10 protein-coding genes are annotated in these 16,883 nt (G+C 70.8%); all 10 read left to right on the top strand.

Annotated elements, in window-relative coordinates; all coding sequences use genetic code 11:
* Nucleotides 1-78 precede the first annotated feature (78 nt).
* The 10 genes from rplK (at nucleotide 79) to UQW22_RS00945 (ending at nucleotide 16,384) form a co-directional block, all read left to right on the top strand.
* Nucleotides 79-510 carry a 50S ribosomal protein L11 gene (gene rplK, locus UQW22_RS00990; protein WP_407318985.1) on the top strand — a complete coding sequence of 144 codons (432 nt, stop codon included), beginning with the start codon at nucleotides 79-81 and terminating at the stop codon, nucleotides 508-510.
* A 175-nt stretch (nucleotides 511-685) separates the two neighbouring features.
* On the top strand, nucleotides 686-1,393 hold the full coding sequence (rplA, locus tag UQW22_RS00985) for a 50S ribosomal protein L1 (protein ID WP_407318984.1): 708 nt from the start codon (nucleotides 686-688) through the stop codon (nucleotides 1,391-1,393).
* Nucleotides 1,394-1,669: 276 nt separating this feature from the next.
* A complete protein-coding gene (locus tag UQW22_RS00980) occupies nucleotides 1,670-2,278 on the top strand; it encodes an RNA polymerase sigma factor (protein ID WP_407318983.1) in 609 nt (202 codons plus the stop codon).
* Entirely contained in the window at nucleotides 2,275-2,769 is a 495-nt protein-coding gene (locus UQW22_RS00975; RefSeq protein WP_407318982.1) for a hypothetical protein, read from the top strand. The genes UQW22_RS00980 and UQW22_RS00975 overlap by 4 nt, the downstream gene beginning before the upstream one ends.
* A gap of 64 nt (nucleotides 2,770-2,833) precedes the next feature.
* Entirely contained in the window at nucleotides 2,834-4,585 is a 1,752-nt protein-coding gene (locus UQW22_RS00970; protein ID WP_407318981.1) for a S8 family serine peptidase, read from the top strand.
* Between the two features lie 11 nt (nucleotides 4,586-4,596).
* Nucleotides 4,597-7,176, top strand: coding sequence for a CHAT domain-containing protein (locus UQW22_RS00965; protein ID WP_407318980.1), 2,580 nt, complete (start codon nucleotides 4,597-4,599; stop codon nucleotides 7,174-7,176).
* Nucleotides 7,177-7,438: 262 nt separating this feature from the next.
* Nucleotides 7,439-7,969: a 50S ribosomal protein L10 gene (gene rplJ, locus UQW22_RS00960; protein WP_407318979.1), complete on the top strand. Its 531-nt coding sequence runs from the start codon at nucleotides 7,439-7,441 to the stop codon at nucleotides 7,967-7,969.
* Nucleotides 7,970-8,053: 84 nt separating this feature from the next.
* The gene (rplL, locus tag UQW22_RS00955) at nucleotides 8,054-8,443 is read left to right on the top strand and encodes a 50S ribosomal protein L7/L12 (protein ID WP_407318978.1); all 390 of its coding nucleotides are present in this window, start codon (nucleotides 8,054-8,056) and stop codon (nucleotides 8,441-8,443) included.
* A 492-nt stretch (nucleotides 8,444-8,935) separates the two neighbouring features.
* Complete coding sequence (rpoB, locus tag UQW22_RS00950) at nucleotides 8,936-12,448, top strand: DNA-directed RNA polymerase subunit beta (RefSeq protein ID WP_407318977.1); 3,513 nt, start codon at nucleotides 8,936-8,938, stop codon at nucleotides 12,446-12,448.
* Between the two features lie 54 nt (nucleotides 12,449-12,502).
* On the top strand, nucleotides 12,503-16,384 hold the full coding sequence (locus UQW22_RS00945) for a DNA-directed RNA polymerase subunit beta' (protein ID WP_407318976.1): 3,882 nt from the start codon (nucleotides 12,503-12,505) through the stop codon (nucleotides 16,382-16,384).
* Nucleotides 16,385-16,883: the final 499 nt, after the last annotated feature.

Below are 16,883 nucleotides of genomic sequence, written 5' to 3'. Positions count from 1 at the left end.
GGCGCTCCGCGCGAACGACGTCATGCAACCGGGTCATCGCCCACGGCGTCGGCCCATGACACAGAGAGGGGAAGCAGCATGCCTCCCAAGAAGAAGGTCGCCGGTCTCATCAAGCTCCAGATCCAGGCCGGGGCCGCGAACCCCGCCCCGCCGATCGGCCCCGCGCTGGGTCAGCACGGCGTGAACATCATGGAGTTCTGCAAGGCCTACAACGCGGCCACCGAGTCGCAGCGCGGCAACGTCGTGCCGGTGGAGATCACGGTCTACGAGGACCGCTCCTTCACCTTCATCACGAAGACCCCGCCGGCCGCGGAGCTCATCAAGAAGGCTGCCGGCGTGGCCAAGGGGTCCGCGACCCCGCACACGACCAAGGTCGCGCAGCTCACGCAGGACCAGGTCCGCGAGATCGCCGAGACCAAGATGCCGGACATCAACGCGAACGACATCGAGGCCGCGAAGAAGATCATCGCCGGCACCGCCCGCTCCATGGGCATCACCGTCACGGAGTGACGGAGCGCAGGCGGAGGTAGGACGAGCGCAGCGAGTCCTGCCGAAGCCTGAGCGCAGTCACTCCGCGACAGCAGGAATCGTCGCGGAGTGACACCTCAAGACCCGACGACAGTCGTCGGGCACGTGGGAGGGTCCGCGCAGACCCGTCGACCACGACTGCAGAAGGAGAACGCAGATGGCACAGCGCAGCAAGGCGTACCGCGCCGCCGCGGCGAAGATCGACCGCGACAACCTGTACACGCCCCTCGAGGCCGTGAAGCTGGCGAAGGAGTCCGCCACCTCGAAGGCGGACGCGACCCTCGAGGTCGTCTTCCGGCTCGGTGTCGACCCCCGCAAGGCGGACCAGCTGGTCCGTGGCACCGTCAACCTGCCGCACGGCACGGGCAAGACGGCCCGCGTGATCGTGTTCGCCAACGGCCCGAAGGCCGAGGAGGCCATCGCCGCGGGCGCCGACGAGGTCGGCGGCGACGAGCTCATCACCAAGGTGGCCGGCGGCTACACCGACTTCGACGCGGCGGTCGCCACGCCGGACCTCATGGGCAAGGTCGGTCGTCTGGGCAAGGTGCTGGGCCCCCGCGGTCTCATGCCGAACCCGAAGACCGGCACCGTCACCATGGACGTCACCAAGGCTGTGTCCGACATCAAGGGCGGCAAGATCGAGTTCCGTGTCGACAAGCACGCGAACCTCCACTTCATCATCGGCAAGGCCTCGTTCTCCGAGGAGCAGCTGGTGGAGAACTACGGCGCCGCGCTCGACGAGGTCCTGCGTCTGAAGCCGTCGTCCTCGAAGGGTCGCTACATCACCAAGGCGACGCTCGCGACGACGTTCGGCCCGGGCATCCCGCTCGACCAGTCGCGCACCACGCGCCTGCTGGAGAGCTGAGCACCGCTTCCAGCGCCCCGACGGCCCGGCACCCTCCTCCCGAGGGTGCCGGGCCGTCGTCGTTCCCGGACGCCCTGCTCGCGGACGAGATCCGGTTCACGGTCGATGTATCAGGGGGCCGGCCCCGCCCTCCCTTCCTCGTGACAGAGCTGATCGTGCGGAGGGTGAAATCTCATGGGTGGACCCAGGGCGCGCCGCGAGGCGCACCGTGCCGCCCTAGGCTCGTGGCAGACCGTCGAGGCATGCGCCTCGGACCACGAGGCCGTGCGAGGAGAGATGACGAGCCCCCCCGAGACGGAGAGCCTGGGTGACCGCGCCGCGGCAGCCCTCGTCGGGTACCGCGAGGGCCGTACCGAGGCGATGAGCGAGTTCGTCCGCGAAGCGACGCCGCTGCTGTGGCGTGCGGTGCGCGCCCAGGGCGTCTCGCGCGAGACGGCCGACGACGTCGTCCAGCAGACCTGGGCCGCGCTCGTCGGGCACGCGGAGACGATCGCGGAGCCGCGGGCGACGCTGAAGTGGCTGCTCGTGACCGCCCGCCGCGCCGCGTGGGAAGCCGTGCGCAAGGGTCGTGCCGACGAGCAGCGGCGTGCGGAGCTGCCCGACGACGACGCCGAGACCTCCGCCACGCTGCCGGACCCGACCCCGGGCCCGGAGGCCGAGCTCCTGCGCGACGAGCGGGACCGGCTGCTGTGGGATGCGCTGCGGGAGCTGCCGGACCGGTGCCAGGAGCTGTTGCGCCTGGTCTCTCTCGCCGACCGTCCGGACTACCGGTCCATCTCCGCCGCGATCGGCATGCCGGTGGGGAGCATCGGCGCCACCCGGGGGCGGTGCCTCGCCAAGCTGCGGGCCGTCCTCACCGAGCAGGGGGAGACCTTGTGGACATGACCTACTCCGACGACGTGCCGGGCGCCGACGACCCGCTGGACGCGTCCGACGCCGCCCTGCTCGCCAGGGTCGCCGAGCTCGACGACCGCGTCGACCCGGTGCCCGAGGGGCTCGTGGAGCGGTCACGCTTCGCGATGACGCTGGCGGGCCTGGAGTCGGAGGTCATGGAGCTCATGGTCCTCGAGGCGCCCGCCGGGACCGTGCGCAGCGACGCGCCGCCGCTGGAGACCCGCACCATCACCTTCACGCACGAGCGGCTGACCGTCATGATCGCGCTGTCTCCCGGCGACGCGCCGCGGACCGTGCGCGTCGACGGCTGGCTCGCCCCGGCGGAGACCCTGACGATCGTCCTGCGCCGTCCGGACGGGGACCACACCACCACGGCGGACGACGACGGGCGTTTCGTCCTGGAGGACGTCCCGCGGGGACTGGCCAGCCTGCTCGTCGAGCAGGACGACGTGCCGATCACCACGCCCGTCATCGAGCTGTAGACCTGACCGACCCTGAGCCGATATCCCGGCGGGCACGTCCGTGCCTGCTGCCGAGGAGGAGCACGTGAGCGAGACGACCGTCGCCGACGCCGCCGGAGGGCGGCGTCCAGTCCGGCACCTGGACCCTGACCGGGTCCGCCGGAGCCCGGGCGCGACCAGGGTCGAGGAGACCACCTACGTCGCCGACCGGCTCATCGTGCGCGGTGCCTTGCCGACCGGGCTGCGCGACCGGCTGGCGGACGACGTCTCGGTGCTGACGGCCGGCGGCACGGGTGCCGTCGCCGCGCTGCCGGCCTGGTCGGACGACGAGGGCGCGCCCGAGACCTGGATCGACGGGGTCCGGCGGATCGCCACGGAGCTGCGCTACCGGGTCGTCTACGACGGGACGCTGGGGGATCTCGCGGTCGACGACGTCGACGACGAGACGTTCGGCTACGCGCTGCGCCTGGTCCCCTTCCACGACGACGACGTCGAGGTGGACGCCTGGCAGGTCCTCGAGCGGATCACCGGCGAGCTCGGGGACCTGGACGCTCGTGACGACGCGGACGAGGGCACCGAGCGCACCCCGCGGGTCGCCCTGGACCACGTGCTGCGGGCGCAGCCCGGCGGTCGGACGACTCCGCTGCCCTTCGTCCCGGTGGCGCGACCGCGGACGACCCCGCTGCCGTTCGGGGCGATCGACGAGTACGGCCGTCCGGGCACCGGTGGGCTCACGCCCGTCCGATACCTCGGGCGGCGACCGCACCGTCGCTTCGGGAACGGGGAGACCCCGTGGGTCACGTCCACGGGGGAACGGCGGCCGGTCGTGGCGATCGTGGACACGGGTATCGGGTCGCACCCCTGGTTCGGCGAGTACGACCCGCACGACCCGCAGGACAGCGAGGTCGTGATCCGCACGGCCATGCTCGACGGCCGGCCGGTCGGCACCTTCCCGGTGCCAGCCCTGCCGTCCGAGGACGCCGACCACGGGGGTCTGAGCGTGGACCCGCTGACCGGGCCTCTCGACCCGGTGGCGGGACACGGCACCTTCATGGCCGGCATCGTCCACCAGGTCTGCCCCGACGCGGTGCTCATGGCGGTCCGCGCCTTCGGAGGGTCGGGTGACATCCCCGAGTGGGACGTGCTGCACACCCTGTGGCGGGTCCTGCGCTACCACCGTCGCGGCACGGCGGGCGAACCGGGCTGTCACCGGATCGACGTGGTCGTCCTCGCGATGGGGTACTACCACGAGCAGTGGAAGGACTACGGCTACGACGGACCGCTGCGCCGGGTCCTGCGTGCTCTGCGGCGTGCAGGTGTCGTCGTCGTCGTGGCGTCGGGCAACGACGGGACGACCCGGCCGATGTTCCCTGCGGCCTGGGCGCCCCGCGTCGAGCGACGGCCCGAGGCGGCCGCACCGGTCGACGCCGACCAGCTCTCGCGCCAGCACACCCCGCTGCTCGCGGTCGGGGCGACCAACCCGGACGGCACGACGGCGGTCTTCAGCAACGACGGCCCCTGGGTCACCTGCGTCCGGCCGGGCGCCGCGGTGCTGTCGACCATGCCGACGACCCTGGACGGCCCGCAGACTCCGGAGGCACGGTTGCCGGAGAGGCTGTCCGGGGGCGTCCGCGCGTCGGTCGACCCGGACGACTTCACGGGGGGTTTCGCCACCTGGAGCGGAACGTCCTTCTCGGCCCCGCACCTCGCTGCCGAGATCGCCGCGGCCGTGCTGGCGAGCGAGCATCCCGGGCCGGACGAGTGCCTCGGCTCGGCGTGGGATGCTGTCACGACGACGACGGCCCTGGCTGCCGGCGGGGTACCCGACCAGACGTAGACGGGGGCACGGTGACGAGCAGGGCGGACTTCGACACCAGGCTCCGCGAGGCACAGGAGCTCAACGCCGCCTCGCGCGTCCGCCCTGCTTCCCGTGCGTACCGGTCCCTGCTGCGGGACGTCGGCCCGCTCGACCCCCGGGTGCACGGCGCGTGGGTCGTCGAGCTCCGCGTCCGGTCGCTCGTCGGCGAGGGTTCCTGCGTCTACTCCCTGACGGGTGACGTCGACGCTGCGAAGAGGCTCATCGCGGAGGCGCGTCACGTCGCGTCCGAGGCCGACGACCCCGCCCTCGTCGCCGTGACGCACGGACAGGAGGGACTCCTCCACGTGCGCTCGGGTGATGCGGTAGCGGCGATCGACGCGTTCGACCGGGCGCTGGCGACGGCCGCACCCGACAACCAACGGGACCTGGCGGTGCTGCACATCAACCGGGCGGCCGCCGCCCTGGACATCGGGGACCACGGCGCCGTGGTCCAGGACCTGGAACGTGCCCTGCGGTACGCACGGGCGATCGGCAACGACCGGTACGTGGCGTTCGCGACGCAGAACCTCGGGTGGGCACGATATCGGCAGGGTGACTTCCCCGCGGCGCTGCGCGAGCTCGAGGAGGCGGCGGCGCTGCAGCCCGGGGGCGTGGACGGTTGGTCGGAGCTCGCCCGTGCCCAGGTCCTGCTCGACGCCGGCCTGGTGACCGAGGCGGAGCGGATCCTGGCCGGGTCCGTCCCGCTGCTGGCCGAGGAGGGCCTCGGGGCCGAGCGTGCCGACGCGCTGCTCAGCAGGGCGCGGTGCGCACTCATGCTCAAGCACCCGGCGGACGCGGCGGGCTGGGCGGAGAAGGCCAGACGCGCGTTCGAGCGGATGGGCAACGAGCCGTGGACGCTGCAGGCCCGGGTGGCGGGGCTGGAGGCACGCCTGGCCGTGGACCGCGACAGCGGCTCTGTGCGGCGCTCCACCCTGCGTCGCCGCTGCGAGGAGGCGCTCGCCGTGGCGCGGACGGGGGACGACCTGGTGGCGGTGAGCCACGGGACCGCACTGGTGGCGCGACTGCTTGCTGCCGAGTGGGCCCTCCTCGCGGGCGACCCGGAGCACGCGGCGGTGATCGTGACCGACACGACTCGGCAGCTGCGCCGGGACCATCCGCTGCCGCTGAGGGTGCACCACCAGTCGGTCCTTGCCCAGGTCGCGTTCGCGAACGGCGACCGCCGCCGCGGGCTGGCAGCCGTCCGCCGCGGGCACGGTGTGCTCGCCGACCACCGGGCCGGGCTCGGGTCGGTGGACGTCGTGACCGCCGCCGCCTCGTACGGGGTGCGCCTGGCCCTGGTCGACGTCGAGGCCGCGCTGGCCACCGGGAGTGCCCGCGCAGTCCTCGACGCCACCGAGCGCGGCCGGGCGACGTTCGCCGGTACGGTCCGGGTGCGGCCGGCCCAGGACCCCGAGCTGGCGGAGATGCTCGCGGAGGCCCGACGGCGGGCCGAGGAGGCCCGGCAGCTGGTCACGAGCCAGGACGCCGCGGACGTCCAGGAGGGCGTCCGGCTGCAGCGCGAGGTCCGACGCCTGCAGGAGCTGGCCCGCCAGCGGTCCTGGCAGCTGGGCGGCGCGGACCAGGAGCTGGCTCCGCGACCGGCGACGGCACGGGAGACGGTCGCCCGTCTCGCGCTCGCGGCGCCGGGGGCGACGGTCGTGTCCTACCTGCTCACCGAGACGGTGACCGCGATCAGGGTGGACGCGAGGGGGGTGCGGCTGGTCGAGCTGTGCCCGCTCCGCGACGTGACCGAGCTGGCCCGCCGGGTCCGCCAGGACTTCGACGTCCTGGCCAACCGGCTGATCCCCGCGCCGATGCGGCAGGTCGCGGCGGCTTCCGCGCATCGATCGCTGGGGCGCCTCGACGAGCTGCTCCTCGAGCCTCTCGGTGTCGAGGGACCGCTCGACGTCGCGGCCCGGGGCGGTCTCCTCTCGCTGCCGTGGTCGTCGCTGCCCTCGCGGGCCGGCAGGTCGACGAGGGTCCATTCCTGGGTCGACCTGCGCGAGCCCCGCTCGGACCCGGGACGTCGCGGGGCGCTGGTCGTCGGCGGTCCCGACCTGGAGTCGGTCGAGCGCGAGTCCGGGCTCGTGGCGGGGGAGTGGGACGACGCGCTGCTCCTCGCCGGAGCGGAGGCGACCTGCGCGGCGACGACGGCCGCGCTGCCCGGCGCGGCCGTCGTCCACGTCGCCGCGCACGGAGTCCACGAGCCCGACAACCCGCTGTTCTCCTGCGTCCGGCTCGCCGACGGCCCGCTGTACGCGCACGAGCTGGACGGCGTCGACCTCTCGGGGGTCGTCGTCGTGCTGTCCGCCTGCGAGGTGGGCAGGGCCTCCGTGCGGCTCGGCGGTGAGCCGCTCGGCATGACCAGCGTCCTGCTCCGGCTGGGTGCCCGCGCGGTCGTCGCAGCGGTCGCACCGCTGCGGGACGACGTCGCGGCGCGGGTGATGCCTCGCCTGCACGTCGCCCTGCGCGAGGGGCAGGACCCGGCCGTCGCGCTGGCCCTCGCCGTCGGACTCGAGCCGGAGCCGGTGCCGCTGGTGTGCTTCGGGCCGCTGGTGGGCTCGTTGTGACGCGTGCCTCTCCGCCCGGGGTGCCGGAGTGCCGTCGTCGTCGTGTAAGGTACTCGGGTAACCCAAGACCGCCGGTCGTCAGATGCTGCCCGGAGCTTGCTCCGAACGGTTGAAGACCGAAGTCCCGCGAAGAGCGGGGGCCTGCGCAGGTGACACGACGACGATCCACAGTCCTGCTGTGTGCTCCGAGCCCCGTGCGCCCGCGCCGGGGCTCGTTCTCTTTCCCGGGGTGACCGGTGGCTCCACCACCGGAAGGATTGCCATGGCGAGGCCGGACAAGGCAGCCGCCGTCGCGGAGATCGCGGACAAGCTCCGTGAGACCAACGCGGCCGTGCTGACCGAGTACCGCGGGCTCACCGTCACGCAGCTCCAGGAGCTGCGGCGGTCGCTGCGCGGCAACGCAACCTACGCCGTGGTGAAGAACACGCTGACCACGATCGCGGCCAAGGAGGCGGGTGTCGAGGGTCTCGACGCCGACCTCAAGGGCCCCTCTGCGATCGCGTTCGTGACCGGGGACCCGGTCGAGGCCGCCAAGGGCCTGCGTGACTTCGCCAAGGCGAACCCTGCACTGGTCATCAAGGGCGGTGTCCTCGACGGGAACCCGCTGACCGCTGCGGAGATCACGAAGCTCGCGGACCTCGAGTCCCGCGAGGTTCTCCTGGCCAAGGTGGCTGGTGGGCTGAAGGCCACGCTGACGCGTGCTGCCTACGCCTTCTCCGCCAAGCCGACCCAGGTCGCCCGAGTCATCGATGCCCTGCGTCAGAAGCAGGACTCGGAGGGCGTCGCCGCCTGACCTGGCGGACGCCCAGACACCCCAACCCCTGCTTGTGGCGGGCCGCCCGGCCCGCGAAGCGCTGATTGAAAGGAACGCCACATCATGGCGAAGCTCAGCACCGACGAGCTCCTGTCCGCCTTCGAGGAGCTCACCCTCATCGAGCTCTCCGAGTTCGTGAAGGCCTTCGAGGAGAAGTTCGACGTCACCGCCGCCGCTCCGGTCGCCGTGGCTGCCGCGGGCGCCCCCGCCGGTGGCGGCGAGGCCGAGGCTGCCGAGGAGCAGACCGAGTTCGACGTCATCCTCGAGTCGGCCGGCGACAAGAAGATCCAGGTCATCAAGGAGGTGCGCGCGCTCACGTCCCTCGGTCTCAAGGAGGCCAAGGACCTGGTCGACGGCGCGCCGAAGCCGGTCGTCGAGGCCGTCGACAAGGACGCCGCGGACAAGGCCAAGGAGGCGCTCGAGGGCGCCGGCGCCACCGTCACCCTCAAGTGAGCGTCGCGGCCTGAGCCGCACTCACGTTGACGCGCGACGACCCCGGTCGTCGCGTCCCCGCCGCACGAAGGTCCGTCCCCTCAGGGGGCGGGCCTTCGTCGTGCTCCCGTGAGGGACCTGTGAGGGGCCGGGGGAGTGTGAGCAACGGCTCCGCCGTGGAGGTGGCGACGGGGGCGGACCGGCGGTAACGTCGGCAGGTACCGTTTCTTGGGCGGCATATGGCGGCCACCGAGACAACGTCCTCACGACCCACGAAGCCGAGGACGTCTGCTCGCGCGCCCACGCGGGTGGACTTGCTCCACGGTTTCGGTTACGCTAGCGCTTTGCGCTCGCCTGTGCCCAGACGCCCCTCCCGCCGATGACGTCCCGCTCGCTGAGACCACCGTGGTCACCCTCGGTTGGCTCGTGGAGCGGTCCCTCTCGCCGCGGCTCGGCGCCCCGTCGCAGGACCGAGCGTACAGCGTGCCATCGAACTGCAGGGAAGGACCCCTCTTGGCTGCCTCGCGCACCCCTTCTGCTCCGTCCGCCGACGCTATCGCGAACCGCACCGCCTCCCGCCGCGTCTCCTTCGCCCGGATCCACGAGCCGCTCCAGGCGCCCGACCTGCTCGGGCTCCAGGTCGAGAGCTTCGACTGGCTCCTGGGGAACGAGGCCTGGCAGGCCCGGGTCGAGGCCGCGGTCGAGGCCGGTCGTCACGACGTCCCGGACGCCTCCGGGTTGGAGGAGATCTTCGAGGAGATCTCCCCGATCGAGGACTTCGGCCAGTCGATGTCCCTCTCCTTCTCCAACCACCGCTTCGAGCCGCCGAAGTACACGGTGGACGAGTGCAAGGAGAAGGACTTCACGTACGCGGCGCCGCTGTTCGTCACGGCCGAGTTCGTCAACTACACCACCGGTGAGATCAAGAGCCAGACGGTGTTCATGGGCGACTTCCCGCTCATGACCGACCGTGGCACGTTCGTCATCAACGGCACCGAGCGCGTCGTCGTCTCGCAGCTCGTCCGTTCCCCGGGCGTCTACTTCGAGCGGACGCCGGACAAGACGAGCGACAAGGACGTCTACTCGGCGAAGATCATCCCGTCGCGCGGTGCGTGGCTCGAGTTCGAGATCGACAAGCGCGACGCCGTCGGCGTGCGCGTCGACCGCAAGCGCAAGCAGCCCGTCACCGTGCTGCTCAAGGCCCTCGGCCTCACCGAGTCGGAGATCCGGGAGGAGTTCGCGGACTTCCCGACGATCCTCGACACCCTCGAGAAGGACCACGTCCACACCCAGGACGAGGCCCTGGTCGACCTGTACCGCAAGATCCGCCCGGGCGAGCCGCCGACGGTCGAGGCGGGTCGCGCCCTCGTCGAGAACTTCTACTTCAACCCCAAGCGCTACGACCTGGCGAAGGTCGGCCGCTACAAGATGAACAAGAAGGTCGGCGTCTCGGCCGAGCTCGGCGAGAGCACGCTGTCGGTGACCGACGTGGTCGCCACCATCAAGTACCTCGCCGCGCTGCACGCCGACAAGAGCAGCATCGACGGCACCCGCGACGGCGAGCCGTACGAGGTGCGCGTCGAGACCGACGACATCGACCACTTCGGCAACCGCCGCATCCGGGCCGTGGGCGAGCTCATCCAGAACCAGGTGCGCACCGGCCTGTCCCGCATGGAGCGCGTGGTCCGCGAGCGCATGACGACGCAGGACGTCGAGGCGATCACCCCGCAGACGCTGATCAACATCCGCCCCGTGGTGGCGTCGATCCGCGAGTTCTTCGGCACCTCGCAGCTCTCGCAGTTCATGGACCAGAACAACCCGCTCGCCGGTCTGACGCACAAGCGGCGTCTCTCCGCGCTGGGCCCGGGTGGTCTGTCCCGCGACCGCGCCGGCATGGAGGTCCGCGACGTCCACCCGTCGCACTACGGCCGCATGTGCCCGATCGAGACCCCCGAGGGCCCGAACATCGGTCTGATCGGCTCGCTGGCGTCGTTCGGTCGCATCAACCCGTTCGGCTTCATCGAGACCCCGTACCGCAAGGTCGTCGCCGGCCGCGTCACGGACGAGGTCGTCTACCTCACCGCCGACGACGAGGACCGTCACGTCATCGCCCAGGCGAACACGACCCTCAACGAGGACGGCTCCTTCGCGCTCGACCGCGTCCTGGTCCGCACGAAGGGCGGCGAGACGGACGACGTCCTCGCCTCCGACGTCGACTACATGGACGTGTCCCCGCGCCAGATGGTGTCCGTGGCGACCGCGCTCATCCCGTTCCTGGAGCACGACGACGCCAACCGCGCCCTCATGGGTGCCAACATGCAGCGTCAGGCCGTGCCGCTGGTGCGTTCCGAGGCGCCGCTGGTCGGTACCGGCATGGAGCGCCGCGCCGCCGTCGACGCCGGCGACGTGATCGTCGCGTCGAAGCCCGGTGTGGTCACGCAGGTCTCGGCCGACCTCATCACGGTCGCCAACGACGACGCGACCACCACGACGTACCGCGTGGCGAAGTTCCGCCGCTCGAACCAGGGCACGAGCTACAACCAGCGTGTGCTGGTCGACGCCGGTCAGCGGGTCGAGGTGGGCTCGGTGCTCGCCGACGGTCCGGCGACGGACGAGGGCGACCTCGCGCTCGGCCGCAACCTGCTCGTGGCGTTCATGTCGTGGGAGGGCCACAACTACGAGGACGCGATCATCCTGTCGCAGCGCCTCGTGGAGGACGACGTGCTGTCCTCGATCCACATCGAGGAGCACGAGGTCGACGCGCGCGACACCAAGCTGGGCCCCGAGGAGATCACGCGGGACATCCCGAACGTCTCCGAGGACGTCCTGGCCGACCTCGACGAGCGTGGCATCATCCGCATCGGCGCCGAGGTCGGTGCCGGTGACGTGCTGGTCGGCAAGGTCACCCCGAAGGGTGAGACCGAGCTGACCCCGGAGGAGCGCCTGCTGCGCGCCATCTTCGGCGAGAAGGCCCGCGAGGTCCGCGACACCTCTCTCAAGGTGCCGCACGGCGAGTCCGGGACGGTCATCGGCGTGCGCGAGTTCAACCGGGAGGACGGCGACGAGCTGCCCGCCGGCGTGAACCAGCTCGTGCGGGTCTACATCGCCAACCGCCGCAAGATCACGGTCGGCGACAAGCTGGCCGGCCGTCACGGCAACAAGGGCGTCATCTCCAAGATCCTGCCGCAGGAGGACATGCCGTTCCTCCCCGACGGCACCCCCGTGGACATCGTGCTCAACCCGCTCGGTGTGCCCGGCCGGATGAACGTCGGTCAGGTGCTGGAGACCCACCTCGGGTGGGTCGCCAGCCGTGGCTGGGACGTCGAGCTCGCCGAGGGCGACGACCTCCAGTGGCGCGAGAAGCTGCCGGAGCACGCCAAGCGCTCGGAGCCGGGTGTCCCGGTGGCGACGCCGGTGTTCGACGGCCTGGAGGAGGACGCCCTGCGCGGACTGATCTCCACGACGCTGCCGAACCGCGACGGCGACCGCATGGTCGGCCTCGACGGCAAGGCGCCGCTCTTCGACGGCCGCTCCGGCGAGCCGTTCCCGGACCCGGTCGCCGTCGGTTACATGTACATCCTCAAGCTGCACCACCTGGTCGACGACAAGATCCACGCCCGGTCGACCGGTCCGTACTCGATGATCACCCAGCAGCCGCTCGGTGGTAAGGCGCAGTTCGGTGGTCAGCGGTTCGGCGAGATGGAGGTGTGGGCGCTCGAGGCGTACGGAGCGGCGTACACGCTCCAGGAGCTGCTCACCATCAAGTCCGACGACATCCCCGGCCGCGTCAAGGTGTACGAGGCGATCGTCAAGGGCGAGAACATCCCCGACTCGGGCATCCCGGAGTCCTTCAAGGTGCTCCTCAAGGAGATGCAGTCGCTCTGCCTGAACGTCGAGGTGCTCTCGAGCGACGGCTCCCAGATCGAGATGAAGGAGTCGGACGACGAGGTGTACCGCGCCGCGGAGGAGCTCGGCATCGACCTCTCGCGCCGGCCGAACTCCGCCACCACGGTCGACGAGATCTGATCCCAGCGACGAGCTGACTTAGACCACATCTGCTGCATCAGGAAGTAGGACATCTTGCTCGACGTCAACGTCTTCGACGAGCTGCGTATCGGTCTGGCCAGGGCCGACGACATCCGTGCCTGGTCGCACGGCGAGGTGAAGAAGCCCGAGACCATCAACTACCGCACCCTCAAGCCGGAGAAGGACGGGCTCTTCTGCGAGAAGATCTTCGGTCCCACCCGGGACTGGGAGTGCTACTGCGGCAAGTACAAGCGGGTGCGCTTCAAGGGCATCATCTGCGAGCGCTGCGGTGTCGAGGTCACCCGCTCCAAGGTCCGCCGTGAGCGCATGGGCCACATCGAGCTCGCCGCCCCGGTGACGCACATCTGGTTCTTCAAGGGTGTGCCGTCCCGCCTGGGCTACCTGCTCGACCTAGCGCCCAAGGACCTGGAGAAGGTCATCTACTTCGCGGCCTACATGATCACGTGGGTCGACGACGAGGCGCGCCAGGAAGACCTTCCCAACCTCCAGAACGAGATCGACCTGGAGAAGAAGGAGATCACCGACCGGCGCGACAACGACATCAACGCCCGCGCCCAGAAGCTCGAGGCCGACCTGGCCGAGCTCGAGGCCGAGGGTGCCAAGGCCGACGCGCGCCGCAAGGTCCGCGACTCGGCCGAGCGCGAGATGGCGCAGCTGCGCAAGCGCTCGGACGCCGAGCTCGACCGCCTGGAGCAGGTCTGGGACCGGTTCAAGAACCTCAAGGTCGCCGACCTCGAGGGCGACGAGATGCTGTACCGCCAGCTCGTCGACCGGTACGGCACGTACTTCGAGGGCTCGATGGGCGCCGCGGCGATCCAGAAGCGCCTCGAGAGCTTTGACCTGGAGGCCGAGGCGGAGACGCTCCGTGAGCTCATCCGCACCGGCAAGGGTCAGCGCAAGACCCGTGCCCTGAAGCGGCTCAAGGTCGTCAACGCGTTCCTGACGACGACGAACTCGCCGTCGGCCATGGTGCTCGACGCCGTGCCGGTCATCCCGCCGGACCTGCGCCCGATGGTGCAGCTCGACGGTGGCCGCTTCGCGACGTCCGACCTCAACGACCTGTACCGCCGCGTCATCAACCGCAACAACCGCCTCAAGCGGCTGCTCGACCTCGGCGCGCCGGAGATCATCGTCAACAACGAGAAGCGGATGCTGCAGGAGGCCGTCGACTCGCTGTTCGACAACGGTCGCCGCGGCCGCCCGGTCACCGGGCCGGGCAACCGTCCGCTGAAGTCGATCTCCGACATGCTCAAGGGCAAGCAGGGCCGGTTCCGCCAGAACCTGCTGGGCAAGCGTGTCGACTACTCGGGCCGTTCGGTCATCGTGGTCGGTCCGCAGCTCAAGCTGCACCAGTGCGGGCTGCCCAAGCAGATGGCGCTCGAGCTGTTCAAGCCGTTCGTCATGAAGCGGCTCGTGGAGCTCAACCACGCCCAGAACATCAAGTCGGCCAAGCGCATGGTCGAGCGCACCCGTCCCGTCGTGTGGGACGTGCTCGAGGAGGTCATCACCGAGCACCCGGTGCTGCTCAACCGTGCACCCACGCTGCACCGTCTGGGCATCCAGGCCTTCGAGCCGCAGCTCGTCGAGGGCAAGGCGATCCACCTGCACCCGCTCGTGTGCGGCGCGTTCAACGCCGACTTCGACGGCGACCAGATGGCCGTGCACCTGCCCCTGAGCGCGGAGGCGCAGGCCGAGGCCCGCATCTTGATGCTCTCGAGCAACAACATCCTCAAGCCGTCGGACGGCCGTCCGGTCACCATGCCCTCCCAGGACATGATCATCGGTCTGCACCACCTCACGGCCGACCGCCCCGGGGCGAAGGGCGAGGGCCGCGTGTTCTCGTCCCAGGCCGAGGCGATCATGGCGTTCGACAGGGGCCAGCTCGACATCAACGCCACCATCAAGGTGCGGATGTCGGACCTCGTGCCGCCGCTGCGCGGCTTCGAGGCCCCGGAGGGCTGGGAGCCCGGGCAGACGCTGCTGTTCGAGACGACCCTCGGTCGCACGCTCTTCAACGAGGCGCTGCCCGTCGACTACCCGTTCCAGAACGAGATCGTCGGCAAGAAGGAGCTCTCGGCGATCGTCAACGACCTGGCGGAGCGCTACCCGAAGGTCGACGTGGCGACGGCGCTCGACGCGCTGAAGGACGCCGGCTACCGGTGGGCCACCCGCTCGGGCGTCACGATCTCGATCACCGATGTCGCGATGCCGGCGGAGAAGGACGAGATCCTCGACGAGCACGAGGCGCGCGCGCTCAAGGTGCAGGGCCAGTACGAGAAGGGCCTGATCACCGACGACGAGCGGCGTCAGGAGCTCATCGAGATCTGGACCCAGGCGACCGACAAGATCGCCGCCGTCATGCGCGACCACCTCGAGAACGACGAGCGGAACACCCTGTACCGCATGGTCTCCTCGGGTGCCCGCGGTAACTGGATGCAGGTGCGTCAGATCGCCGGTATGCGCGGCCTCGTGGCGAACCCGAAGGGCGAGATCATCCCGCGCCCGATCAAGTCCAACTACCGTGAGGGCCTGTCCGTCCTCGAGTACTTCATCGCCTCCCACGGTGCCCGCAAGGGCCTCGCGGACACGGCGCTGCGTACCGCGGACTCGGGCTACCTGACCCGGCGGCTGGTCGACGTCTCGCAGGACGTCATCATCCGCGAGGAGGACTGCGGCACGGAGCGGGGTCTGCCCCTGCCGGTGGCCGAGCGCATCGGCGACCAGCTGCTCCCGCACCCCCGTGTCGAGACCTCGATCTACTCGCGGACCTTCGCCACGGACGTCGTGGCGGAGGACGGCACGGTCATCGCCGAGGCCGGTTCCGACGCGGGCGACATCATCATCGGCAAGGTGCTCGACGCCGGGATCGATGAGGTCAAGGTCCGTTCGGTCCTGACCTGCGAGTCCCGCGTCGGCACCTGCGCGAAGTGCTACGGCCGGTCGCTGGCCACCGGCAAGCTCGTGGACATCGGCGAGGCCGTGGGCATCATCGCGGCGCAGTCGATCGGTGAGCCCGGTACGCAGCTGACGATGCGGACGTTCCACACCGGTGGTGTCGCCTCCGCGGAGGACATCACGCAGGGTCTGCCGCGTGTCACCGAGCTCTTCGAGGCCCGTACCCCGAAGGGTGAGGCGCCCATCGCGGAGTACACCGGTCGGGTCGCGATCGAGGACACCGAGCGCACGCGTCACCTCGTGCTCACGCCCGACGACGGCGGCGAGGAGATCCGCTACCCCGTCACCAAGCGTGCGCGCCTGCTGATCGCCGACGGCGACCACGTCGCCGTCGGGACCCAGATGGTCCAGGGTGCGGTCGACCCCAAGAAGGTCCTGCGCATCCTCGGCCCCCGAGCCACGCAGAAGCAGCTCGTGGACGCCGTGCAGGACACGTACCGCTCCCAGGGCGTGGACATCCACGACAAGCACATCGAGGTCATCGTGCGGCAGATGCTGCGTCGCGTGACCGTGCTGGACGCCGGGGACGCCGCATTGCTGCCGGGTGAGCTCGCCGAGCGCACCCGCTTCGAGGACGCGAACCGCAAGGCCGTGGCGGAGGGTGGCCAGCCGGCTGCCGGTCGTCCGGAGCTGATGGGTATCACGAAGGCCTCGCTCGCCACCGACTCGTGGCTCTCGGCCGCCTCCTTCCAGGAGACGACCCGGGTGCTCACCGAGGCGGCGATGAGCGGTCGTCGGGACCCGCTGCTGGGCCTCAAGGAGAACGTCATCATCGGTAAGCTCATCCCCGCCGGCACGGGCCTGCCCCGCTACCGGAACATCGAGGTGGAGCCGACCGAGCAGGCCAAGGCGGAGCTCTACCCGAGCTTCGGCTACGACGAGATCGACTTCCCGACCCTGGGCATGGGTTCGGGCGAGGCGATCCCGCTGGAGGACCTGGACTTCGGCGACTTCCGCTGATTCCTGTGCGGCGCGGGGAGGCCCGCCGTCGTTCCGGTCGCGTTCACGCGCCCCTGGGGGCGCTCCACTTCGGGAATGCGTACGACCGGAACGACGGCGGGCCTCCCCGCGCCGTCTTCGTTGCGGCGGACGGTCGCGCGGACGACGACGGCGGAGGCTGCTCGGGTGCATCAGGGCGGGTCGGGGGCTGTCGTCGGGCGGGGCGACGGACGTCACAGCGGGGCCGTCGTCTCGCCCTTTGACCCCGCTTGTTTCCGCGGGTAGCCTAGGAAGCCGTGCCCGTGCCGTCGCGCCGTGCATCCCGCTGGTCGCCCGAACGGTGCTCGTGAGCATCCGTCGGGAGAGCAGCCGGAGGCGCCGCCGATGCGTGCACGAGCATCCCGGATGACTGCTCGGACCGTTCGTGAGGACGGGGAGCGGACCCGGGCCATCGAGCCGGTGGTAGGTGGCGTTGCGGTCCGTGAGGATCGCGGGTGCCGCCTGCGATCGGCACGCACAA

It is taken from the genome of Isoptericola halotolerans, from assembly GCF_045689585.1.
GTDB lineage: Bacteria > Actinomycetota > Actinomycetes > Actinomycetales > Cellulomonadaceae > Isoptericola > Isoptericola halotolerans_B.
The sequence above is the reverse complement of the archived record's forward strand: the minus strand, read 5'-3'. Positions and strand labels throughout refer to the sequence as shown.